The sequence below is a fragment of the Haliscomenobacter sp. genome (genome assembly GCF_041740695.1).
Lineage (GTDB): Bacteria > Bacteroidota > Bacteroidia > Chitinophagales > Saprospiraceae > Haliscomenobacter.
Window position 1 is genome coordinate 14952 of the sequence record NZ_JBGSLK010000107.1, and the last position, 23924, is coordinate 38875.

General features: G+C 46.3%; 21 protein-coding genes. 8 read left to right on the top strand and 13 right to left on the bottom strand.

Annotated elements, in window-relative coordinates:
- Positions 1-3: 3 nt before the first annotated feature.
- Both hypB and ACEW9O_RS20950 read right to left on the bottom strand, forming a co-directional pair.
- Positions 4-882 (bottom strand): hydrogenase nickel incorporation protein HypB, encoded by an 879-nt coding sequence (gene hypB, locus ACEW9O_RS20945; RefSeq protein ID WP_373552154.1) that lies wholly within the window; start codon positions 880-882, stop codon positions 4-6.
- A gap of 3 nt (positions 883-885) precedes the next feature.
- On the bottom strand, positions 886-1233 hold the full coding sequence (locus tag ACEW9O_RS20950) for a hydrogenase maturation nickel metallochaperone HypA (protein WP_373552155.1): 348 nt from the start codon (positions 1231-1233) through the stop codon (positions 886-888).
- A 392-nt stretch (positions 1234-1625) separates the two neighbouring features.
- Between ACEW9O_RS20950 and ACEW9O_RS20955 the strand changes: the two genes are divergently transcribed.
- From ACEW9O_RS20955 to ACEW9O_RS20970, 4 genes are all read left to right on the top strand, one after another.
- Positions 1626-2750 carry a hydrogenase small subunit gene (locus tag ACEW9O_RS20955; protein WP_373552156.1) on the top strand — a complete coding sequence of 375 codons (1125 nt, stop codon included), beginning with the start codon at positions 1626-1628 and terminating at the stop codon, positions 2748-2750.
- Positions 2751-2760: 10 nt separating this feature from the next.
- A complete protein-coding gene (locus ACEW9O_RS20960; RefSeq protein WP_373552157.1) occupies positions 2761-4479 on the top strand; it encodes a nickel-dependent hydrogenase large subunit in 1719 nt (572 codons plus the stop codon).
- Positions 4480-4620: 141 nt separating this feature from the next.
- Positions 4621-5334 (top strand): Ni/Fe-hydrogenase, b-type cytochrome subunit, encoded by a 714-nt coding sequence (cybH, locus tag ACEW9O_RS20965; protein ID WP_373552158.1) that lies wholly within the window; start codon positions 4621-4623, stop codon positions 5332-5334.
- A 211-nt stretch (positions 5335-5545) separates the two neighbouring features.
- A complete protein-coding gene (locus ACEW9O_RS20970; protein ID WP_373552159.1) occupies positions 5546-6010 on the top strand; it encodes a hydrogenase maturation protease in 465 nt (154 codons plus the stop codon).
- Positions 6011-6106: 96 nt separating this feature from the next.
- Here ACEW9O_RS20970 and ACEW9O_RS20975 read toward each other — a convergent pair whose 3' ends face one another.
- Positions 6107-6349, bottom strand: coding sequence for a MoaD/ThiS family protein (locus ACEW9O_RS20975; protein ID WP_373552160.1), 243 nt, complete (start codon positions 6347-6349; stop codon positions 6107-6109).
- Positions 6350-6803: 454 nt separating this feature from the next.
- Between ACEW9O_RS20975 and ACEW9O_RS20980 the strand changes: the two genes are divergently transcribed.
- Positions 6804-7928 carry a transglycosylase SLT domain-containing protein gene (locus ACEW9O_RS20980; RefSeq protein WP_373552161.1) on the top strand — a complete coding sequence of 375 codons (1125 nt, stop codon included), beginning with the start codon at positions 6804-6806 and terminating at the stop codon, positions 7926-7928.
- Between the two features lie 72 nt (positions 7929-8000).
- Here the strand turns inward: ACEW9O_RS20980 and ACEW9O_RS20985 are convergent, their stop codons facing one another.
- The 4 genes from ACEW9O_RS20985 to ACEW9O_RS21000 all read right to left on the bottom strand — a co-directional run bounded on the left by ACEW9O_RS20985 (position 8001) and on the right by ACEW9O_RS21000 (position 11633).
- Positions 8001-9167, bottom strand: coding sequence for a GNAT family N-acetyltransferase (locus tag ACEW9O_RS20985; RefSeq protein ID WP_373552162.1), 1167 nt, complete (start codon positions 9165-9167; stop codon positions 8001-8003).
- Positions 9168-9208: 41 nt separating this feature from the next.
- Entirely contained in the window at positions 9209-9523 is a 315-nt protein-coding gene (locus ACEW9O_RS20990) for a hypothetical protein (protein ID WP_373552163.1), read from the bottom strand.
- A 10-nt stretch (positions 9524-9533) separates the two neighbouring features.
- A complete protein-coding gene (locus ACEW9O_RS20995; RefSeq protein WP_373552164.1) occupies positions 9534-10103 on the bottom strand; it encodes a DUF4240 domain-containing protein in 570 nt (189 codons plus the stop codon).
- Between the two features lie 105 nt (positions 10104-10208).
- Positions 10209-11633 carry a hypothetical protein gene (locus ACEW9O_RS21000; protein WP_373552165.1) on the bottom strand — a complete coding sequence of 475 codons (1425 nt, stop codon included), beginning with the start codon at positions 11631-11633 and terminating at the stop codon, positions 10209-10211.
- 270 nt (positions 11634-11903) lie between these two features.
- Between ACEW9O_RS21000 and ACEW9O_RS21005 the strand changes: the two genes are divergently transcribed.
- Positions 11904-14765: a T9SS type A sorting domain-containing protein gene (locus ACEW9O_RS21005; protein WP_373552166.1), complete on the top strand. Its 2862-nt coding sequence runs from the start codon at positions 11904-11906 to the stop codon at positions 14763-14765.
- Positions 14766-15155: 390 nt separating this feature from the next.
- Here ACEW9O_RS21005 and asnS read toward each other — a convergent pair whose 3' ends face one another.
- The 4 genes from asnS to ACEW9O_RS21025 all read right to left on the bottom strand — a co-directional run bounded on the left by asnS (position 15156) and on the right by ACEW9O_RS21025 (position 19506).
- The gene (asnS, locus tag ACEW9O_RS21010) at positions 15156-16589 is read right to left on the bottom strand and encodes an asparagine--tRNA ligase (RefSeq protein ID WP_373552167.1); all 1434 of its coding nucleotides are present in this window, start codon (positions 16587-16589) and stop codon (positions 15156-15158) included.
- Positions 16590-16637: 48 nt separating this feature from the next.
- A complete protein-coding gene (locus ACEW9O_RS21015; RefSeq protein ID WP_373552168.1) occupies positions 16638-17030 on the bottom strand; it encodes a thiol-disulfide oxidoreductase DCC family protein in 393 nt (130 codons plus the stop codon).
- Between the two features lie 23 nt (positions 17031-17053).
- Positions 17054-18433, bottom strand: a complete 1380-nt coding sequence (gene radA / locus ACEW9O_RS21020) for a DNA repair protein RadA (RefSeq protein ID WP_373552169.1) — start codon at positions 18431-18433, stop codon at positions 17054-17056.
- Between the two features lie 332 nt (positions 18434-18765).
- Positions 18766-19506 (bottom strand): DUF4197 domain-containing protein, encoded by a 741-nt coding sequence (locus tag ACEW9O_RS21025; protein ID WP_373552170.1) that lies wholly within the window; start codon positions 19504-19506, stop codon positions 18766-18768.
- A gap of 167 nt (positions 19507-19673) precedes the next feature.
- On the opposite strand from ACEW9O_RS21025, the gene ACEW9O_RS21030 reads away from it, so the two are divergent.
- Both ACEW9O_RS21030 and ACEW9O_RS21035 read left to right on the top strand, forming a co-directional pair.
- Complete coding sequence (locus tag ACEW9O_RS21030; RefSeq protein ID WP_373552171.1) at positions 19674-20297, top strand: TetR/AcrR family transcriptional regulator; 624 nt, start codon at positions 19674-19676, stop codon at positions 20295-20297.
- 56 nt (positions 20298-20353) lie between these two features.
- Entirely contained in the window at positions 20354-21253 is a 900-nt protein-coding gene (locus ACEW9O_RS21035; protein ID WP_373552172.1) for an alpha/beta fold hydrolase, read from the top strand.
- 126 nt (positions 21254-21379) lie between these two features.
- On the opposite strand, the gene ACEW9O_RS21040 is transcribed toward ACEW9O_RS21035, so the two are convergent.
- Both ACEW9O_RS21040 and galE read right to left on the bottom strand, forming a co-directional pair.
- Complete coding sequence (locus tag ACEW9O_RS21040) at positions 21380-22729, bottom strand: vanadium-dependent haloperoxidase (protein WP_373552173.1); 1350 nt, start codon at positions 22727-22729, stop codon at positions 21380-21382.
- 161 nt (positions 22730-22890) lie between these two features.
- Complete coding sequence (gene galE, locus ACEW9O_RS21045) at positions 22891-23901, bottom strand: UDP-glucose 4-epimerase GalE (protein ID WP_373552174.1); 1011 nt, start codon at positions 23899-23901, stop codon at positions 22891-22893.
- Positions 23902-23924 lie beyond the last annotated feature (23 nt).

The window sequence follows — 23924 nt, forward strand, 5'->3', positions numbered from 1 at the left end:
ATTTTAATGAATGACTGCATAAGTAGTCTTTTCTTGACCAACTGGGGCTGGGTTTAGTTTCACTCTGGGGCGAGCCAACAACCATTGATACCAGGATTCCATCCCGGTCCTTGCCGTTGCCGATACCTCAATAAATTCCAAATTGGGGTTGACGCGCCGGGCAAAATCTTTGGCGCGTTCCAGGTCAAATTTTACGTAGGGCAATAAATCAATCTTGTTGATCAGGCAGAGTTGGGCGGAATGGAACATATCCGGGTACTTGATCGGTTTGTCATCGCCCTCAGTGACGCTGATGATGACAACCCGGGCGGTTTCACCCAAATCGAACATCGCCGGGCAGACCAGATTGCCTACATTTTCAATCATCACCACTGCATCTTCAGCGGGGCGCAACTCGTGCAAAGCCCGGTATACCATATCGGCATCCAGGTGACAACCCTGTCCAGTGTTGATTTGTACCACTGGCGCGCCGGTGGCTGCGATGCGGTCGGCATCCTGAGTCGTTTGTTGGTCGCCCTCAATGACCGCGAAATTCATTTTTTCCCGCAGGTCGTGCAGGGTGCGCTCCAACAAAGCCGTTTTACCCGAACCTGGCGAACTGACCAGATTGAGCGCCAGAATGTTTTTGGCTTCAAAGTAACCTCGATTGCGTTGAGCCGAGTGGTTGTTTTTGGCCAAAATATCTTGTTCCAAATGGATGGTTTTTTTTTCTCCTGAACTTGTTGTGGGCACGGCGGCTGGAGCACTGTGTTGATGCGGGCCATACCATAAAAAATGCCAAAAACGCCCCCAGCCACTCAAGTGTTGGTGCTGGGCCTGCTCCCCTACCCGGGTGATGCTGACCCCATCTTCGTGTGAACTACAACCACAGGTGGTACACATAATTCAAACAGTTTCTAAAGTGATGGATTTTATTTTCAACTCCCTACCTTCTGTCACTTGTATGAAATAACTGTTGCAAATGGGGCAAGGATCATACAAGGTCGTTACCGGAAAACTCAGCCCACAATCGCTGCACTCCGCTTTACCGGGAATGAGGGTAAATTTTTTCTCTGCCTGGGCTAAAATTGAGCGTTTGATGCCTTCACTCCAGGCAAATTCCAGGGCATCCAATTCAACACCAGACAAGGCACCGATTTCCAACTCAATGGCATCGATGCGTTCGGCCTGGTTTTCGTGCGCAACTTGCGCGGCCGCATCCACTACACTCAGGACGATGGATAACTCGTGCACAGCTTTGTAAATCTGATTTTTATAAAAAAAATTCCACAAAGTAGTGGGGCAAAAATAAGTGCTCATTTTTCCTAAGCCAGAGGATTAGATAAGACACTTAAAATGAAACGTTTACTTATCTAATCCTCTGGCAAAATGGTCACTTATTTTTTTATTGCCCCTATGCAATATTAACTGCGCATCGCAAAAAGCCGGATGACAAAAATCATTGACGGCAATGATCTGTATCACTTGAATCGCCAGTTCCTTTTGCAAATTTTGTAACATCCTATAAAATACAATCATTCTCTACTCATTCTCCCTAAAGCCTACCCGGCCACCATAATTTTCTAAAGCATCCTTTCTACCGAGGTTCGTGAAGAGCCAGCGGAAGATCGCAAAACGCAAGAAAAATGGCCGTACAAACCGACCAAAAGCGCCCTACCTACTTCGAAGAAGTGATGCGCAAGGGCTATGAGCGCAGGGATTTTTTAAAATTCTGTGCCACGATGGCTGCCTACATGGGCCTGGAAACCTCAGGCGTAGCCCAGATTACGGACGCCTTGATGACCAAACCTCGCCTCCCGGTGATTTGGTTGCACTTTCAGGAATGTACCTGTTGTAGTGAGTCGTTCATCCGCTCCTCCCACCCGATGGTGGCCGACATTTTACTAGATCAAATTTCACTGGATTATACCGAAACCTTGATGGCTGCTTCCGGCTTCCAGGCTGAAGCCGCCATGCAGGATACCATGAAAAAATACAAGGGTGAGTACATCCTTTGTGTGGAAGGCTCCATTCCTACTGCTGCCGATGGCGTTTATTGCTGCATCGGCGGCAAATCGGCCCTGCAAATTCTGGAAGAAACCGCAGCCAACGCCAAGGCCATCATTGCCTGGGGCAGTTGCGCGACCCACGGTTGTGTACAGGCGGCTAAGCCCAATCCTACCAAGGCTACCCCGGTACGCAAAATCATCAGCGGAAAACCAATCATCAATGTACCGGGCTGCCCGCCAATTGGGGAAGTGATGGCCGGGGTGATCGTCCACGTGGTCACTTTTGGTACCATTCCTGAATTGGATAGTTTGGGTCGCCCCAAAGCTTTCTACTCCAAACGGGTACACGACTCCTGCCAACGCCGCCCTTACTACGACGCCGGGATGTTTGTGGAAAGCTTTGATGATGAAGCCGCCAAAAAAGGTTATTGCCTCTACAAAGTGGGCTGTAAAGGTCCTTCTACCTACAACGCTTGTGGGGTCATGAAATGGAACAACGGGGTCAGCAACCCGATCATTTCTGGCCACGGTTGTATTGGCTGTAGCGAAGAAAACTACTGGGACAATGGCCGCTTGTACGAACGGGCTTCGGTTTTCCCCGGTTTTGGCATCGAAAGCAATGCGGATACTGTTGGCAAAGTTGCTCTTGGGGCTACCGTTGCCGGTATCGCAGCCCACGCGATCATGACCAATGTGCGCAAAAAAGAACTCATTTCTGATTTGATTGGGGAAGGAAAGGAAACGGAGAGGGAAATAGAATAAAACCAAAAGCATGAGCCAAAGAATCGTCATAGATCCAATTACCCGTATTGAGGGTCACCTGCGTATTGAAGCAGACATCCAAAACGGGAAAGTATCCGATGTATACAGTGCGGGCACGATGGTCCGCTTGCTGGAAGAAATATTGCGGGGTCGTGATCCACGCGATGCCTGGGCCTACGTTGGACGTGTGTGTGGGGTATGTACCTCTACGCACTCACTGGCTTCGGTACGTACGGTTGAGGATGCGCTAGGCATCGTTGTTCCCCCTAATGCCGAGATTGTGCGCAACCTGATGTTTGCCACCCTGTACATGCATGACCACGTAGTGCATTTTTACCACCTGCACGCCCTGGATTGGGTGGATGTGGTCAATGCCCTCAAAGCAGATCCCAAAAAGACTTCCGAACTGGCCCAGAGCATATCCAACTGGCCCAAAAGTTCGGTAGGTTATTTTTCGGACCTGCAAAAACGCATCGGAAAGTTTGTAGAAAGTGGCCAATTGGGCATTTTCACCAACGGTTACTGGGGGCATCCCGCTTACAAACTGCCGCCGGAAGTCAACCTGATTGGCCTGGCGCATTACCTGGAAGCCTTGGAATGGCAAAAAGAAATTGTCAAAGTCCAAACCATTTTTGGTGGCAAAAACCCTCACCCCAACTATCTGGTAGGCGGGATGGCCTGTGCCATTGGACTAGACGACGTCAGTGCCATCAATGCTGAACGCCTCGCTTACATCAAACAACTGCTGGACGATGGCAAACGCTTCATCGAACAGGTGTACATTCCTGACCTTCTGGCGGTAGCCTCTTTCTACAAAGATTGGGGTGCAATCGGTGGCGGTTTGGGTAATTATCTGGTGTACGGCGATTTGCCTACCAATGGTTTCCGCGATCCCAGTTCCTTCAAGTTCCCAGCAGGTGCTATTTTGAACAAGGATTTGTCCAAAGTACACGAAGTGAACATGCGGGAAGACAGCGAAATTCAGGAGTTCATCAACAAATCCTGGTACACGTATGAAGGTGGGGACGATGTCGGCTTACACCCCTGGAAAGGTGAAACCAAGCTCAATTATACAGGTCCAAAACCACCGTACGAACACCTGAATACGGAGGAAAAATACAGCTTCCTCAAAACGCCCCGTTGGAAAGGGCACGCAATGGAAGTAGGTCCATTGGCACGGGTACTGGTGGGTTATGCCAAGGGTATTCCCGAATTCAAAGAAGTGGTCGATTCGGCACTGAAGCACCTGGACGTACCAGCAACGGCGCTCTTCTCTACCCTGGGCCGTACCGCTGCTCGCGGCCTGGAAGCCCAACTGGTGGCCAACTGGGCGCAGGAGTTTTATGACCAATTGATCCAAAACATCAAATTGGGCGATACCCGCATGGCCAATACCGAAAAGTTCCAACCCGAAACCTGGCCAGCCAAGACCAAGGGGGTCGGTTATGCTGAAGCACCTCGTGGCGCGTTGGGGCACTGGATTGTCATCGAAGATCAAAAAATTGCGAACTATCAACTGGTGGTTCCAACGACCTGGAATGCTTCGCCACGCGATCCACAGGGGCAAATGTCGGCTTACGAAGCAGCCTTAATGGATACGCCGATCGCCGATCCGGAGAGGCCAGTAGAAATTCTGCGCACCGTGCACTCTTTTGACCCTTGCATGGCTTGTGCGGTACACTTGTACGATGAAGAAGGTAAGCACCTCAGTCGGGTGAAAGTTCTTTAGGGGCGATAAAAAATAAATTGTTCATTTTGCCAAAGGATTAGATAAGTAAACGTTTCATTTTAAGTGTCTTATCTAATCCTTTGGCTCAGAAAAAATGAACATTTATTTTTGCCCCACTACTTAATACAAAAAGCTAAGGTTATGAGCAAGCATCAGATTGTTCACCACAAACTCCTGCGGGTTTTTGTATGGGAATTGCCCGTGAGGGTTTACCATTGGCTCAATGCAGCCAGTATAACCGCTTTGGTGGTGACCGGGTTTTTGATTTCCAACCCTCCTGCTTTACAGGTTAGTGACGAAGCGGTTTTTCGCTTCTGGTTTGGCAAAGTGCGGTTCATCCATTTTGTAGCGGCGTACCTCTTTTTGTTCAACTTCATCATTCGGATTTACTGGGGCTTTGTGGGCAACAAATATGCTTCCTGGAAGAATTTCATCCCCACAAATCGGCGCTTTTTCCAGGAGATGTGGCAGGTCATCAAAATGGACATCCTACAGCTCAAAGGTAAAGAACACATGGCCGTAGGGCACAATCAGCTAGCTGGGTTCATTTATTTTCTGACTTTTATCGCTTTCGTGGTGCAGGTGATTACTGGATTCGGATTGTACGCAGCCACGAGCACCTGGTGGTTTCCACAATTGTTCGCCTGGGTTCCTGGTATGTTTGGAGGAGACTCGCCGCTGCGGCATTTCCACCATGCGGCGATGTGGTTTTTCATCCTCTTTGCAGTAGTCCACGTCTACCTGGTTTTTTACCATGATTATGTGGAAGGTCGGGGTGAAATTTCGTCGATGGGCGGTGGTTGGAAATTCATTGAGGAAAAAGCGGTAGAAGAGCTAAAAACAAAGCATAAGTAGTGGGGCAAAAATAAGTGATCATTTTTCCTGAGCCAGAGGATTAGATAAGGCACTTGAAATGAAACGTTTACTTATCTAATCCTCTGGCAAAATGATCACTTATTTTTTTATCGCCCCTAAGTAAGTCAATTAACAGTAATATTTTCTTCATTGCAACATTGTCGACCGGGTGAGTGCGATTCACCCGGTCACTTTTTAAATTAGCGACCTTATGGCAGTTCTAATCATGGGCATTGGCAATTATTTGATGGGCGACGAAGGAGTTGGTGTACACGTGGCCCAACGCCTGAGCAATGAGACACTGCCCGAAGGCGTGGATGTGCTGGATGGAGGAACTGGTGGTTTTTTTCTGATGGAATATTTTGAAAACTACCCCGTAGTCATCCTGGTTGATGCAACGCTGGACGATCGGCCAACGGGGACCATCCGGGTGATTGAGCCACGTTTTGCCGCTGATTTCCCTAGGGCGATGAGCACCCATGACATTGGTCTGCGCGATTTGGTAGAAGGTTTGGCCATCTTGGGTAAGCTGCCTAAGATATACTTATTTGCGGTATCCATAGAAATGATACAGTCGCAACAGATCGAATTGTCGCCAACATTGGAGCAGGTTATGCCTGAATTGTTGGCGCAGGTAAAAAACATGGCGGTGAGGCAGCAATTGGAGCTAGTTTAAGGATTAAAATAGCGGTTTGCCTCCGGGACACAGGGCAGCCACATAGAGTTGCCCCAACACACTCACACTATCACACTCACACTATCACACCCATTCTTATCCCCCACTTACCGGTGGAATCAACACCACTTCATCCCTTTCAGTTATTTTCTGCTCCTCGCTGGCATAGTCCGTGTTCAGCGCGATCGCCAGGTTGTTTAGCTTTTGCAAAGCTGGATATTCGGCGTACAATGCAGCCCGCAAATCGGCTACATTGGCATCGGCAGGAATTTGCATTTCGACCGTACTGCCACCTAAAATATCCCTTGTAATCCCAAATGCCAAAATTTTTATCTTCATTACATGTATTTTAGTGTGCATATATTTCCTGCAAAAAGTGTTGTTATGAGTCAAAAAAACCTGTGGAAAACCCTAGGTTTCGTCACAAAAAGGTCATAAAAACGTTAAATAAGTAAAAAAATATACCACTTTTCAGGTACACTCGTTTGGCCGAATCCATTGCATTTATTTGGATTTTCATAAGGAAAGCCCCAAAATCACCTCTAAACTGGCAAAAATTACCAAATAATTTTCCAAAATACTTAATCGTTTACAAAGGGCATCTAAATCGTGATTGATTTACAATGCATTGCGTAAACCGATAAACGGGCTTAACTTTGCCTCACGGCGGTAACGAAATGGAGTCTTCGACACACATCTAGTTGCTGGGGTATATTGCCCAACTGAACTGACTAGGTCAAACTAATGGAATTATTGCAAAAAAGTTAGTTCAGTATCACCAAATTTTGTTTTGATGAATTTCCCATGGACAGTTGCTACGGCGCTGGTGATCGGCTTGACCGCTTCTCCAGCTGTTGTTGGCGCGAAAGCACACAAAACCGAGGTAAGTATTATTTCCAGCAAAACTGCACTTACCGAAACACTCGTGAAGGAACGGCTTGTTAAACTAAGCCTACCCATCGAAGTGAAAACCAGCGAATCAGTAATGACTCGGATTCGTCAGTACATTGGTACTGGTAAAAAAGAGACAGAACTCGTTATTGGTCGCTCCAACCTGTACTTCTCCGTATTTGAGCACTATCTCAATCAATACGGATTACCTGAAGAGCTCAAGTATTTGTCGGTCATCGAATCGGGCTTGCAACCGCAAGTGCGTTCTGCTGTAGGTGCCTCGGGCATCTGGCAATTGATGCCTATCGCTGCACGCCACTATGGCTTGTTAATGGGCGGTGGAGTCGACGAAAGACTTGACCTGTACCGTTCTACCGAAGCAGCAGTACAAATGCTGAAATACCTGCACGATGAACTCGGTGATTGGACCTTGGTGTTGGCCGCATACAATTCTGGTATCGGTACCATCAAGTCGGCAGTGCGCAAGGCTGGCACCAAAAATTACAGCGTTGTTAGCAAATATTTGCCGCACGAAACGCGCCGTTACGTCCCCGCTTATCTGGCTACCGCTTACGTGATGAGCTACTATCACAAACACGACTTAAAGCCCGTTATTCCATTCTACTACTCGCCTGATGCTCGGGTAGTCCGGATCTACCGCACCTTGTCTTTTGGCGAAATTGCCCGTATCTCTGGCGTAAAAACTTCAGTGATTGCGGCGCTAAACCCCAGCTTCACTAGCGGTATCATTCCCCGCAGTGCCAAAGGCCATCTGTTGATGTTGCCCAACAGCGAAAGTTCACTTTTGCTGCGCAGTTACCTGGATAGCAATTCGAAGTTGCCATTCGGTACCATCAAAACGGCTTACGTGACTACCAAGGGTGATGATTTAAGCAGAATCGCCACCTTGTTCAGCACTACTGTAGACAATCTGGTGAAATGGAATGACATTCGTGAAGGTAAACTCGTCATCAATCAAGAACTTGTACTTTATCTTCCTAAAGCGTTTTTCATCAAGAGAGCCTAAGTGCTCAATTGCTTGAAAAATGCAAAATACCCCTTCGGCTGGATGGCTCCACCGAAGGGGTATTTTTTTATTTTACGCAATCTCCATAAAATAATTCGGCTCCACCACAATCGACTCATCCAGTGACTTTCGGTAACCGACATGCACCCGATCAATCCAAACTCCCGTTTTCATGTAAATGCTCACCGCCTCTTTGTTGTGGGCTCTTACTGTGGTCAGGTAGATGTTGTCGTAACGTTTTTGGATGTAATCGGAATTCATGAACTCCACAATAAAGGCAAAAATACCTTTGGTTTTGTAAGCTGGATGGACCCCAAAGCCAGTCCCCTTGGCCTGTCGGCGCCTGGATAGTTTGAGTTTGAGCAAAAACAGGGGGGCTTTCCACCAGTTGAGTTTGCCTTTGGTAAACTTGAGGTAAGGGTTGATGTCGGGGAAAAATGCACAAAACCCGGCGGGTTTGTCTTCATAATAAGCAATGCCCAAAAATTTGGGATCGATGATGTTTTTGACCTCCTTCATCAATTTTTTAAATCCTTCCGGGTCAGCAGGCCGAAAATGTTCGTAGTGGCCAAAGGCAGCATTGTACACTTCGGTGAAATCATCAGCGTACCGTTCCAGTTTTGCTGGATTGTAGGTTTCCACGCGGATGTTGTTGTTGCCCGAACGGACTCGTTCGATGACGGCTCGCAATCGCGACAGGTCGATGTCTTTGGGGTGCCCCTTCATGGTGAGGATTTGCTCCCAGGCGATGTAGCCATTGGCCAAAAACATGTCTTTATAATAAGGTGGGTTGTACGTTTCTTGAAACAGGGGGGGATCGAATCCTTTTTCCAACAAACCCCAGAATTTATCGCGCCCACCAAAGTTGATCGGTCCATCAATGGCTTTCATGCCCTTTTCAAGGAGGTAGTTTTCTGCTGTTTCAAATAAAGCCTTGGCATAAGCCGGATCTTCGATGCACTCAAAATAGCCGATACCCCCCAATGGATAAGGCTGTATTTTATTGTTGCGGTGGTCAATAAAGGCGGCAATGCGCCCGGCTGGTTGGTTTTGTTCATCCAGAAGTACAAAAACTTTGGCTTCGCCGTGCTCAAAAGCATGGTTCTTGCCCGGAGTAAAGGTGCTTTGGACATCGCCTTCCATCGGTGTGATCCAATTTGGATCCTTGGCATAGATTCGGTGGGGTACTCGGTGGAACAGTTTCCAGTGTTCTGGGCTTTGGACTTCGATGATGGTCATGGTGGTAGTGGTTGTGGGGTGCGAAGATAGCTAGCGTCTTTTTACTTTTTGCGGTTGCGCTTTAAATTACCACGTGGAAGTCTCCCTTTTTCTTGTTCAAATTTATCCATATGCTCATCTTCAATGTCTTTAGCCTTCAGGCGACCAAAGATGTTGGTTAAAAGAATTCGGGCAATGTACCTCAACCAACCCACCGCAAGATTCATATCCCTTAGTTGTTCTCTTATCCTTTTAGAAAGTCCATCTTCTTCAATTGGTTCTGAACTTATGCCGTATTTAAAAACTTCCTCCTCTTGATTGTCCCAAACTTCGTACAAATGATGAGGGTCTTGATTCTGATTGGAATTTCGATGCATAACTGCAGATTTAGGCCCAGCCCTCTTCGTTGCTGTAGGTTTCGTAATTGTATTTGGGCGTATGGATAAATGGCTTTTGTGTTTTGGTTTCATATGCCTCTGCCGCCAAAAACAAAAGTGCTTCAAAAACGATTTCACGAGGCATTTTTTCAGGATGCTGCACCACATCCACAAAATACTGTTGTCCTTCGGCCACTACAGCACATCGCGCATAAAGAAAATCGTCCACCGAAAGCCGCCCTTTTGGATGTTCATCAATAAATACTTGGGCATGTTGCTTTGTGTCGAGCAACCATAGCTTTTCTGAAAGAATATCCTGAAACTGATGGATGTTGGCAATGGGCATTGCCGCTAGTTTATCAATAGCTGGTTTAAGCACAACTTGATCATCCTCCGGCTGAGACCAGTCCAACAAATCAATAATTGCCCAGAAATCTGCCTCAGTCAGCCAATTTTCTGGTCTCTTCCGAATATGAATCTCTAATTCAACTGAGCCAAGTTGTTTTTTTAGATCATCCAGGAAAGAGGAATCCAGAGCATCGATATTGACGTTGAAGGTAGTATCAGTTGTGTCTATCATTCATTTAAAGTATTTGTGCTTCAAAGAAAAAAATTGAAACGCAGGTGTTTTCTTTTTTTCAAATTTACACCAATTATTTGAAAATGTCAAAGGCCAAAAATCCTATCATCGCCTCAATTTTTTTAATTGCTCCACAAACCACTCCTTCATGTGCGAAGGCAAAATCCTTGAATTGGTGATCTGACTGTTTAAGATTTCAATCTTCTTGCGGTCGTTGAACTGGATTTTGATCAAACGTTTGGAGGCACTGATCAATTCTTTAAAGGACATCTTATGGTAGGCCAGCATTTTTTTGCGGTTGATGTAGGCCCGCATGCTGTCTAATAGAGATTCCAGCGCCATAAACTCATCCTTTTCGTAGTACACGCGAATCAGCATGGTTTTGGCGGTGAGGTTGATCAAAATGTCATCGATGTCGAACTGAATTAAAAGGTCTTGGGCCCGGTCGTAGTCGCCTTGCTCAAAGTAGAGGCGCGCCATCGCAAATTTCACGAAATTCTCGCGGTACTCGGGGGCCAGGTTCTGCTGGTATTCCTCGATAAAGGTGCTCACCCAGTCAAATTCTTTGAGGGTGGTACCAATAGAAACGATGTTCCGAAAATTCAAGGGGCTTAAAAAGCCGTTTTCTAATAAAATGGAATGCTCCAAACCTTTTTGATAAAACTCAAAAGCCTCCCGCACGAACTGTTTGCTCCCGATGTTCATTCGGCCAATGCAATAATTGATGGCGATCAGGTACAAATCCGATTTTTCGGCATTGCTGAACGCATAATCGTAATTCCGCAAATTATTTTTTACCTCGTAAAAGTGTTCTTCTTCCTGCGGAAAGCGAAACAGGTTGTAAATGTGGTAGTACACCTTGATAAATGGGGTGTCCAAAATGGCCTCTTTGGTTTTAAGGTAGTCCAAAAGAGCATCCAGCATGCCAAAATCGTAATCTTTTTTGTAGATTTTTTGATGGGAAAGCATCAGGCAAGCCATCTTTAGCTTCTTGGCGATAAAAGCCATTTCTGCGATGTCCGACATTTCCTGATAGTTCAAGGCTACTGCCCGCGACTTTTCACTCAATTGCAGCGACTTTTCTTTTTCTACCAGATACCGCAACTCCATTGATTCGTCGTTGAGCAAAGGTTGGAATTCCTGTTTTTGCTGAATTTCTTTCATGATTTTATCGTGGAGCTTCATTAATTTACGCTCCCGATAACTTTGGGCGAGGTACAGCTTGGATAATATTTCATCTTCTGCAGCTTTTTTAAAGGTCAAATAATTTTCAATCGATTCCTGCAAAAAATGAATCACTTGCCGCATCCGGGCATCATCATACGCCTCTTTGGGGTACAATTTTCTAAAAATCCGCTCCTTTTCTAGGCTTTTGTCATCCTCAAGGCGGTTCCCACTCGTAAGATACTCATATAATTGTACCACGTCCGAGCGTTGATTATGGATGGGTGAGACCAGCCATTTGCGCAATTCCCGGCTTTCTTTCTTAGAAAGTGCAAATAAAATGTGGGTGAGTTGACTATTTTGCATGGGTTTAAAAAAATGTTTTTTCAACAGAATTTTCAATGCATGCAAAGTTATAAAACATTGTCAATCAAAAAATAAAAAAGTCATAAGACCATGATATCGCAAAGGAAAAAGGTATTTTTTTTCAACAATTGCCGTTTTTTGTCTTTGTTTCTAGCAGAAAGGTGCTGCATCTTTGTATTGCATTCAGCAGTAAAGCAATTAGAATTAGCACTCATGAAACTCCGACCTGCAAATAACATGATCACATTGCATTCTTTTGTAGTTGCAATCATGTTATTGTTAACGACTGCAGGCGGATTGAAAGCACAGGGATGGCAGTTCAACTTTGGCGGTTCTAAAGAGGACGAAGGTTGGGCGGTTCTGCAAGCTGAAGACGAAGGATTTATCGTAGTTGGGTTCGGTGAATCTTTCGGCACAGACAATGACCAGAACATCTTCGTTGTACGTACCGATATCGATGGTACCATTTTATGGACCAAGTACTACGACGAAGGTTTTCAGGAACAGGCTAGAGCAATCATCCCTACGGCTGATGGAAATTACCTCATCGTTGGCAACATTGTTGGCAAACCAGGGGAGAGGGAAAACATATACCTTTTAAAAATAGATCGCAAAGGCGGTCTACTGTGGAGTAAGCAATTTGGTGGAGCAGGCAGCGAGCGCGCAAGCGACGTTGTTCTCAATTCAGACGGAGGATTCTCCGTGATTGGTACCAGCAAAGCAACCACAGACGAAGATGAGAACATCTTATTGGTTCGGTTCAATGCCGATGGCACAGCGATCTGGTCAAAAACCTATGGTACGCCGCGCAAAGATGAGGGCAAAAGCCTGAGTCGCATCGGAGAGGGTTTTGCACTTTTGGGCAATAGCCGCAGCGAAACTGGATTCGACAATAACATCGTTCTTTATCGGGTTGACAGCACGGGTAACATCATCTGGGAACGCCGGATCGCCAATAGTTTCCGCGAAGAAGGTCGCGCCATTATCACTACACAAGACAATGGATTAGCGGTTGCAGGAGTGATCAACGACAATGCTGACGCCCTCATCGTAAAATACGATGCGAATGGCAATCAGCGCTGGATGCGCTCCATCGGAGACGACAATGTAGAAGAAGAAGCCAACGCCATTACTGAATTAAAGGATGGCAGTTTGGTTATCACCGGCCTGAAATTGGTAAGTGCTGCAAACGTAGACCTTTTGGTCGCCAAAGTTGACGCCAAAGGCAACATACTATGGGAAAAAGCGATCGGCGATGCAGAGTTTACTGAAGAAGGTCGCGATATTCAAGCCACCAAAGCAGGTGGATACATCATTACCGGTTACAACGGCCAGCTACTCAACACCTTTAATGACCTCATTCTGGTCAAAACGGATGCCTCGGGAAACACCATTACCAATCGCCTTAACGGCCGGGTTTTTGTAGACCGCGACAACCAATGCGATTATGACAACGGAGAGGCCCCCCTCTCAGGTTGGATCATCAAAGCAACCAAAGGTATTCAAGTAGTATATGGTACCAGCGATAAAAATGGCAACTACAGCATTCTGGTAGACACCGGAGTGTACAACTTAAAAGTACTGCCACCCAATCGCTACTGGGCAGCTTGTAATGCAGAAGGAGTAAACGTACGCCTTCGTGAGTTTTACGATTCTTTGCGGGTTGATTTTGGTGCCAAGGCAGCAGTGGATTGCCCTTACATGGAAGTGGACATTACAACTCCATTCCTTGCTGAGTGCAGCGACGTAGATTATGTCGTCAACTACTGCAACACCGGAACGGCAAATGCCACAAACGCCTACGTTGATCTGGCTTTAGATAGCAAGCTGACCTTCAAGTCATCTAGCATCTCGGCAGAACAACTCAGCGATGGTAAATTGCGCTTCCGCCTCGGTACAGTTCCAGTCAACGGCTGTGGTTCATTTTCGATCAGCACTGCACTTGCTTGTAGTGGTATCGCAAATGGCCAAAGTGGACTGGTTTCCGCCAGGGTTTTCCCAGATACATTTTGCTTGGATCTCGATCCCCGCTGGGATCGTTCAAGCATCGTTGTACGCGGCGCATGTAAACAAGACACGGTAATTTTTGAGATTCAGAATATTGGCAAAGGCAATATGCTGGAACGGAAAAAAGGAATCGTAGTTGTCGATGACGTGATCATGCGCGATGTTAACCCGACTTATCAATTGCAAAGTGGACAAACCATTGAGGTCCGTATTCCTAATCCTGCGGGATCAACCTTGCGCTTGTTTGCAGAACAATCGGAAGGCCACCCAGGAAGAAGCTTGCCAACAGTGGCAGTGGAAGGATGCGCCGAAACGGGAACACCAATAAAAACGGGACATGTAACCCAGTTTCCTGAAGACGATCAGGATGCTTTTGTCTCGGTTGACATACAAGAAATTTTAAGCGCTGTGCAGCCGGTGGCATTAAGAGGCCATCCCAAAGGCTATGGTAAACAAAGTACCATTGATGCAAAAACCGATTTGACATTTACTGTTTTATTCCAAAACTCCGGCAGTGATACCGTTCAGCGTGTAGTAATCAGAGATACCCTGAGCCAGGCAATCGACCCCACCACAGTCATACCTGGTGCCAGTAGCCATCCTTACTTTTTAGAAGTATATGAAGGTGGTATCCTGAAGATTACATTCGACAGTATCAATCTGCTGCCCGCCAACGGCGGCACAACGCAAAAAACATACGGATACGTTGAATTCCGGGCATCCCAAAAACCGAACAATCCCAGGGGGACGGTGATCGACAATCGCGCTACAGTGTATTTCGATTACCGTTTACCCTCCGGAACCAACACCGTACGCAGGATGGTCGATCACTTCCCTGATTTTGTGAGTATTCTGACTTCGAGTCAGGAAGTGTTCGTCCCTAGTGTAAAAGTAGACATCTATCCCAATCCTTTTAGTGAGATGGTGACTTTGGAAGTCAAAGGCCGTCAATACAATAGACTACAGCTGAGCGTCTATGATCTAAGTGGAAAATTGATTCAGCAAAAGTTCTTTAACAGCAATATTTGTCATGTTTATCGTGATCAACTAGCCGCCGGTATTTATTCGTATCGGTTAACATCTGAAGGGCAACTAATCAACACAGGCAAGTTGGTCGTGCGGTAATCATAGTCCCATAAACTTTAAAAGGTTCCTCGCGAAAAAAATGCGGGGAACCTTCCATAATCAAGCTGTTAAAGGCAACAAAACTTGACATTAGTTCGTTCTAATAAAGATTTTTAGGTCGTCTTATTTTTTCATGAGATTATGATTTGTTATTAGCGTGAGGCCGTGCATCAGAGTACGGCTTTTTTTTTGCCCGCAACTCAACGAAAAGCATCGAATTGTCATAACAACGTCATAATGGTACAAGTATAGGGACAATATTTCAAAGTAGGAGAAAAATTATATAAAAATTTAAAAAATACCCAAAATATGGTAGGGATAACCCTGTGTGGTTATCCATTTTGGTGGGCAACCACATAGGGTTGCCCCAACAAGCCGCCCCAAGAGAGATCAAAATTCTGCATTTCCTGGCGTCCGTGGGAATGGAATCACGTCTCGAATATTTGACATGCCGGTAATAAACTGCACCATTCGTTCAAATCCCAGGCCAAATCCAGCGTGGGGCGCACCACCAAACTGACGCAATTGAAGGTACCACCACAAATCTTCTTCTGGAATGCCCACTGCTTTCACCCGCTCGAGCAACAGATCGTAGCGATCTTCACGCTGAGACCCCCCGATCACTTCCCCAATACCCGGGAACAATACGTCCATCGCGGCTACGGTTTTATCGTCGTCGTTTAGGCGCATGTAAAAAGCTTTGATTTCCTTGGGGTAGTTGCGTACGATGACCGGTTTTTTGAATTCCTTTTCCACCAGGTAGCGCTCATGTTCCGATTGTAAATCGATCCCCCACTCTACCGGAAATTCAAATTTTTTCTCTTTGTACGGTTTCGATTTCATCAAAATCTCTACCGCTTCGGTATAGGTAATGCGTTCAAAAGCATTGTCGACCACAAAACGCAGTTGCTCAATCAAACCCATGGCCCGACGCTTGTCTTTAGGCAAAGCATTTTGCTCTTCTGCCAAACGTTTGTCCAACAACTCGAGGTCAGCCAGGTGATTTTCGAGGCAATAATTGATCAGGTACTTGGTGAATTCCTCCGCCAAGTCCATGTTGTCGTAAATGTCATTAAAGGCAACTTCTGGTTCAATCATCCAGAATTCTGCCAGGTGACGGGGTGTATTAGAGTTTTCAGCCCGGAAAGTAGGCCCAAAAGTGTAAATTTTCCCCAGCGCCAAGGCCGCAATTTCGCCTTGCAATTGACCAGAAACGGTAAGGTTGGTCGCTTTTCCGAAGAAATCCTGGCCAAAATCTACGCCACCCTCTTCTGTTCGAGGTGGGTTGTTGACATCCAGGGTGGTGACGTGGAACATCTCGCCGGCACCTTCTGCATCACTCCCCGTAATGATGGGGGTGTGCATGTAAAAGAAGCCTCGGTCGTTGTAAAACTTATTCACCGCAAAGGCTACGGCATGACGCAAACGAAATACCGAACTAAAAGTGCTCGTCCGCATGCGGAAATGTGCATTGGTACGCAAAAACTCCATGGTTTGAGCCTTGGGCTGCATCATGTACCCATCTTCAGGATTACACTCGCCCAATATATCCACATTTTCCGCCAATACCTCTACCGCCTGGCCAGCTCCTTGGGAAGCCACCAATTGGCCAGTTATACTCAAACAGGCGTGGAATTTGATTTTTTTGAGGATGGACTCCTCCATTTTTTCCGCATCCAACACAATTTGCAAAGTATGCGGGGTGCTGCCATCATTGAGGGCAATGAAGCGATTGCCACGAAAAGCCCGCACCCAACCCATCACAGTAACTGATTCATTGAGTACAGGTTGAGCCAATACTTTAGCAATTTCGGTCCTTCTCATTTGTCGATTTTTAAACGGGGGCGAAAATAGGGATAAAAAATGAAGAGTTTATAAAAACCGTTGCCGTAATTCCGGAGTCGGAATCATACAGCTTTCTCGTTGTCCAAACCAACGGTAACGATTGCTGGCTACCCAGTTGTAGAGGCGGTTGCGCAAGGACAATGGAATCAACTTAAAGACCAGCAAAAGCCGCCAAAATCCACCCAATTGCCGACAAATTTCCAGGGGAACATTAGAGTGGGTAAAAATTTTACCGTTGTCGTAAAGCACGACTGTACTTAATTCATTGACAGGTAATTGTGCTTTAGCCATTACCTCTTGTCCAAAGTCAGACTGCAGCGCTGCAAATTGGAATTTACCTTGTGGGTCAATCTTGATGATGTATTGGACAAATCCATTACAAAGATTACATACCCCGTCGAAGAGAATTACTGGTTTCATAAAAAGCGATTAATCGTTTAAAACTAAACAAACAAGGCCTGATACAGTTCCTCCACCTTGCTGATTGGCCGCAATTTTATGCCGAAACGTTTCTGGTCCAGGCCCTTCAAATTGTATTTGGAAAAATAAATTTCATTAAACCCTAAGCGCTCGGCCTCTTGAATGCGCTGCTCGATGCGGTTGACGGCGCGAATTTCACCAGATAGCCCTACTTCGGCGGCAAAACAAATGTTGCTGGGCACCGCCACATCTTCCAAAGAAGAAATCAAAGCACTCACGATGGCGAGGTCAATTGCCGGATCATCCACCCTAATCCCACCGGCAATGTTGAGGAATACGTCATTCATGCCAAAGGGCATACCCCCTCTTTTTTCTAATACCGCCAGGAGCATACTCAAACGCCGCAGGTCAAAACCCGTGGCCGAGCGTTGGGGGGTGCCATACACCGCTTTGCTCACCAGCGCCTGCGTTTCGATTAGCATGGGGCGCATACCTTCCATCGTTGCTGCCACTGCACTGCCACTTAGATCTTCTTCTTTTTGGGAAAGCAACAACTCCGAAGGGTTCGATACTTCGCGCAGGCCATTGGCTTGCATTTCATAAATACCCATCTCGTCGGTAGAACCGAAGCGGTTTTTGATGGTACGGAGGATGCGGTAAGTGTAATGCTGGTCGCCTTCAAATTGCAGCACGGCATCCACAATGTGCTCCAGGAGTTTAGGTCCGGCAATGGATCCGTCTTTGGTAATGTGCCCGATGATGACTACCGGGACATGGCTGGTTTTGGCAAAACGTTGCAAATCTCCCGCACATTCGCGCACCTGCGAGATGCTCCCTGGAGTAGATTCTATGTACGGCGATTGTAAGGTTTGGATGGAATCAATGATGACCAAATCAGGTTCCAATTCGCTGGCAAAGGCGATGATTTTGCTTACATTGGTTTCGGTCAAGATATAACAATGGTCCTGGGAATGTGGAAGTCGATCGGCACGCATCTTGATTTGTTCTTCACTTTCTTCGCCAGAAACGTATAAAACCTTGTTTTTCAATTGCAAAGTCACCTGCAACAAGAGTGTGGACTTGCCAATTCCGGGTTGGCCACCAATCAAGATCAAAGAACCGGGTACAATACCACCGCCTAAAACTCGATTCCACTCATTGTCGGGCGTCACCAGGCGCATCACATTACTCGCACTGATATTGGGAAGGGCGATGGGCTTAGGGCCGTCCAAGGGGCCTGCTTTGGGCTTCCAGGCATTCTTTGCAGTTTCCTGCGGGGTTTCTTTAAAGATAATTTCTTCCTGATAGGTATTCCATTCGCCACAAGCGGGACATTTACCGACCCATTTGGGGGCAGTGGCTCCACATTCTGAACAGGCGAATATTTTTTTTACTTTAGCCACGTTGTTGGTTTATGTCCAAAATTAAAACATAAAATTGAGAAAATGACTAAAAAGTGGCTCAAAAAAAAATGCTTTGGACTCCGTATATTTTTCTACTGGTTTTGACGTTTTTGTAAAACACAAGTAGTAAACATTTTTTACTTTACTTTCTTTTAAGTTAAAGTGCTGTTAAAAGCTGAAAAATAAGCGAATAGCTGCATTTTTTTGCAATATTGGATGTAGATTTCAATTCTCTTGAAAAAGAGTATTCATATGTAGATTGTTTTCATTTGGTTTTTTGGGGTTATTCAGGGCGTCCATGAAGACGCCCTGCTTTGTTTTAGCTTTAGAACTTACTTCTTGTCTTGCTTGGCAAATACCTTCTTCAACAGGTCACTGCTGCGGGAATCCACATTTTCACGAATTTCCAATTCCTTTTTCTCTACCAATTGGAACATGCCCAATAGTGCCTTTTCGGTGACGTATTTGTCCAGCTCTGGGTTCATTTTTTTCACCAATGGAATTTTGTTGTAGGCAGTCACCGCACTCGCCCAATATTCGCGGGCTTTAAATTTGTCCAACGAGGTTTGAATCACCGGCAAAAAGGCCTCGGTCAATGGCGAAGTAGTGGTAGTTTGCAGGTATTGGGTAGCTGCATTTTTTTGCCCCATTAGGATGTTCATGGCATCCTTAAAGGTCATTTGTTTGATGGCATCGACAAAGATGGGCTTGGCTTGAGTAGCCGCATCTTCCGCAGCCCGGTTCATTTTTTCCAATAAATCCTCCTCAAACTTGGCAAAGCCAGGGATAATCTTCAATTTAGCCGCCATGGCTTTGGCTTCCTCGGGCATCAAAATTTTATAGGGGCTGGCATAATAGCCATCTTTGGCCGAAAGGAAACTTACTGCCTGATCAATGCCCACATTTAAGGCCTCTTTAAGGCCGGAGCCAGCCTCATCAGCACTCAGGTCGCCACCTTTGCCGATTACGGCATTTTTGGCTTTGTTGATTAAACCGCCCAACTGGGCTTCTACTGAATTGTGCAAAACACCCCAGGCTAGAAGGGGCAGCAGTACTAGGTAACGTCCGCGCATGGTAAATTTTTTTTGTTACAAGAACGCTATTTTGACGGCAGCCGTACGCTAAAGTATCAAGCCAAAAGTGGGTTTAACTTTTTTTTAATACCCATTTAGTCAAAAACTTGCTCAAAAACTCGCTTTTTTAACGATTGTTCAATAAATTGAGCCAGTAAATTTAACTCATGCCTACCATCAAAACCAGTAAGGAGGAAGTGCTGCAAAAATCAATGCTCTTGATTTGGCAGAAAGGCTACCACTATACCAGCATTGGCGACCTCGCGTCCGCTTTGGGCATGCACAAATCGCACTTTTATTACTATTTCAAAGATAAGGAAGACCTAATGAAGGAAGTCCTCAGCTACATGTTGGAGCAATTCACCCAAATGCTCAAGCGTATTGTCGAAAATACTGAGCTGGATACATCCGGTAAACTGCAAAAATTGGCCGGCAAGATGGCCCGCTTTTATGACTTCAACGGCTATTCCAACGGGTGTTTAATGGCCAATACTGCGCTTGAATGTTATTTTCAGAAAACCAAAACGCAAACAGAAAAAGAGTATTCAACAGCCAATACTGCCATTGAATCCGTAGGAAAAGAGTATGCTTTTTTGCCCATCGTGCGCAAGTTTTTCAGCACCTTTATTGAGTATTTAACCCAGATTTACAGTGAAAAATACCCAGCTGAAGAGGCCGCTCAAATGGCGGTTCAGGCAGTGCAAGAGTTTGAAGGTGCCTTACTGCTGACCCGCTTGTTTGCCGATGAAAACTATTTGAAGCAAGCTTTGGAGCGAATCGCCAGTCGTTAATTTTTTTTGCTTAATAATTTTAACGAACGATCAATAAAATAAAAACATCCATAACCATGTCCGCAAACATCCCGACCCGAAACCTATTGGCTCCAGCCGAAAAACTCAGCATCACCTGCGCTGATGGAGTGCCCCTTTCTGCCGTGCTCTGCGCGCCTGCCCAAGCTCAAGCAGCCATCATGCTCAGTGGTGGTACCGGATTTAAAAAAGAATTTTACCTGCCGCTGGCCAATTACCTCGCTGAACATGGCCTGGCTACCATTGTATACGATTACCGGGGAACTGGCGAGTCAAAACCCGCAGACATGCGTCAGTGTGACTATACTTTTTTGGATTATGGTCAAAAAGACATGCCTGCTATATTGGATTTTATGGATGCCCGCTACCCGGATTTACCCAAATTGATTTTAGGGCATAGCGCGGGTGGGCAACTAGTTGGGTTTATGCCCAATGTACACAAAGCAAAAGGTTTGGTAGCCATAGCTACCTCGGTGGGTTATCTGCCTTACATGCCTTGGGGTTATCGACTCAAGAGTTATTATTTCTTCTATTTGTTTACCCCCATAAGTATCCTGCTGAAGGGTTATATTGCTTCCAAAAGGTTCAAAATCATGGAGGATTTGCCACGCAAAGTGGTGACCCAATGGAGGGCCTGGTGCAGCAAGCCCAATTACTTTTTTGATCCAAAATTTTATAGCAAAAGTGTCCCTACCGGAGTTTTTGATCAAATGCCTTTTCCCATTCACGTTTTTTGGGCCACTGACGATCCCATCAGCAATGCCCGCTCGGTACCTGCTTTTTGGAATCATGTCAAAAGTGAGGATGGCCTGAGCTTTCAGGTGTTACGCCCCGAAGATTGGAATACGCCCAAAATTGACCATTACGGGGTATTCCGGGCTCAGTTTAAGGATTCCTTGTGGAAGGAAGTATTGGGTGCCTTACAGCGCATGCTGTGAAAGATATGCTGAAAACCTGCATTTAGTAGCAGGTTATATGGCTGGCGCAATAACCCGCGCCAGCCTTTTATTTTTTTCCGTCCCTTAGTAGTGGGGCAAAATGAACACTTAATTTTTTATCGCCTCTTATCGGTCTCTGAATTTCAATAAACTGATGTTTTTTCCTACTCGAATACCTTGCAAGAGCCCCTGTTCATTGCCTACACGGTAGTGAATTCCTCCGTACAAACGGCTTACCGCAGCCTCGTTGGCAAATTCAAAAAATGTGCTGAAGGTGCGTGGACCACCGTCGATGTCGGTGCGAGCTATGTGTGCCCGATCGGTAAAGGCGTAATTGTAGCCGAATAAATCGGATAAAATTTGTGCTGTTGCTCCCGATTGGGTGGAATGCCCTGAGGTGTATTCAGGGAAAGGGGGCGTGGTCAGATGCGCATTCCAAGAGGCATCAATCTGGGCTTTGACGTAAGTGATTGGCCGCATCAAATTGTGGGTGTACTTAGCATTCCAGCACGACACAAAAGCGTCGTGCACCCCCATGCCAACCCGGGCAAAAGCTTCAGCGGCAACTGCCAGGCTAGCTTCTTCTTTTTCCAGTATTTGCTTGGTAATGTCGATGGAATGCCCTGGTGGAGTGAAGGTTTTCCCGGGATCATCACTCCAATATTCAGCGATCGTTTTTTGTTCCACCGTCAGATTTTTAACGGTCGTGTACACTTCCAATGCTTGTTGATAAAAAGGAGAAGTTTTGTCGGTAGAGTAAGTAGGCGGCGCTGGTACCATTGATACATCGGCATTATTGGGATAAAAAGTCCGCACTTTACCCCAAAAAGGCTGAAGTGGTATTTTTTGGAAAGCTGGTGCAGTAGGTACCCACAAACTCGCCCCAGTAGGTGCCGTATAAGTAGTCGGAAAGTTGGTTTGGTAACAGAATTGTTGGCCATCCCCATTGGAATAATTGGCAATGGCATTGGCAACCGCCATGCCGTATTCGGTGGATCGTTTGTGAATGTCATCGTGGATGGTATTCCGATAGCGTTCGGTATACTTCTGCTCCAGACTGGCGATCAAAAACTTATTTTGCTCTGTAGCGGGCGCATAACAAGCTTTTACAATTTGGGCCAGGGCTGCATTGCCCACCAGAGGCCAGTGGTATTCCAGATTGGGATCAATTTCGGGCAAATTAGACGCTTCTAAACCCGTAACCTGCCCCGCCATACTCAGGCCACTGGGAATCCCGGGGCGGACCGACTCAAATAAAGCCAAGCCAACGTACCCAAACATTCGGGCTGCTACTGGTGGGGTATAACCAGCAGTTTCTTTGGTGAGTTGCAGCGTAAGATCCATCCAGTCCTGGACGAGCTCTGAGTCGTACTCATCCGCAGTAGGTAGAAAGGTTACTTCTTTGCCATCAGGGTCACAAGCAGTGACGAAGCCCAGCATGAGTAGTGCCAGACACAAACGTAGTAGGTGATTCATGGGTAAATCGATTTATTGAGGAAATAATTGTTTTTAAACCAATTTTTTAAGGTAGGTAGACAGTTGTATTACTCAAAGCATCAGGCAATTGCAAGAAAGAACCGCAATATAACGCAAAGGGAGGAGTCTTCAGCGTAATCGATCTATTTTTTAAGGTTTTGTCAGCGTTTTTGCTCCCACTCCCAGGCCGTACGCATAATGTCACTAATGCTGCGTTTGGCCTGCCAGCCGAGGCGCTCGGTGGCTCGGTTGTTGTTGGCATAAATAGCCACCACATCCCCCGCCCGGCGAGGGCCAATAATATAATTGAGTTTTTGCCCGGAAACCTCTTCAAAGGCTTTGATGGCCTCTAGTACTGTCACCCCTTCACCAATACCCAGGTTGAATGTTTCGCAGTTGCTTTCCTGCCGATTGGCTAAGAGGTATTGAATGGCTTTGGTGTGCGCATTAGCCAGGTCCATCACGTGGATGTAGTCGCGTACACAACTACCATCGCGGGTAGGGTAATCGGCTCCGAACACGGTCATGCTCGCCCGTTTGCCTGCGGCAGTTTCAGTGATTACGGGCACAAGATTGGTGGCTGCCGTAGCTGCTTCACCGATCAGGGTACTTTCGTGGGCACCTGCGGGGTTGAAATAACGTAGAATGACCGCGTTGGTATTTTTTTCCTGAAAACAGAAGTCGTGTAAGATGTGCTCGCCCATTTGTTTGGTGCGTGCATAGGGTGATTCGGCGTTTTGGAAGGGGGTACTTTCGGTTACGGGCAGTTCGGTGGCATTGCCATAAACGGAACAGGACGAAGAAAAAATGATGTTTTTCACTCCGAACTCCAACATACACTCCAGGACATTGAGCAGACTATCGAGATTGTTGTGGAAATAACGTAGTGGCTGTTCCACACTTTCACCCACGTATTTGAGCGCGGCAAAATGGATGATGCCCGCGATATCGGGATGGGCTTGAAATACGGCCTTCGTTGCTGCCTTGTCGCAAAGGTCGACGGGGTAATTTTGCACCGTTTTTCCGGTAATGGCTTTTACCCCATCGAGGATACTTTCCGATGCATTGATCAGGTTATCAATGGAAACCACCTCAAAACCATTGTCAATCAAATCAACCAAGGTATGACTGCCGATGTAGCCGCAGCCACCCGTAACGAGAATCTTACTCATTTGTATTACTTTTGCGACTCGCA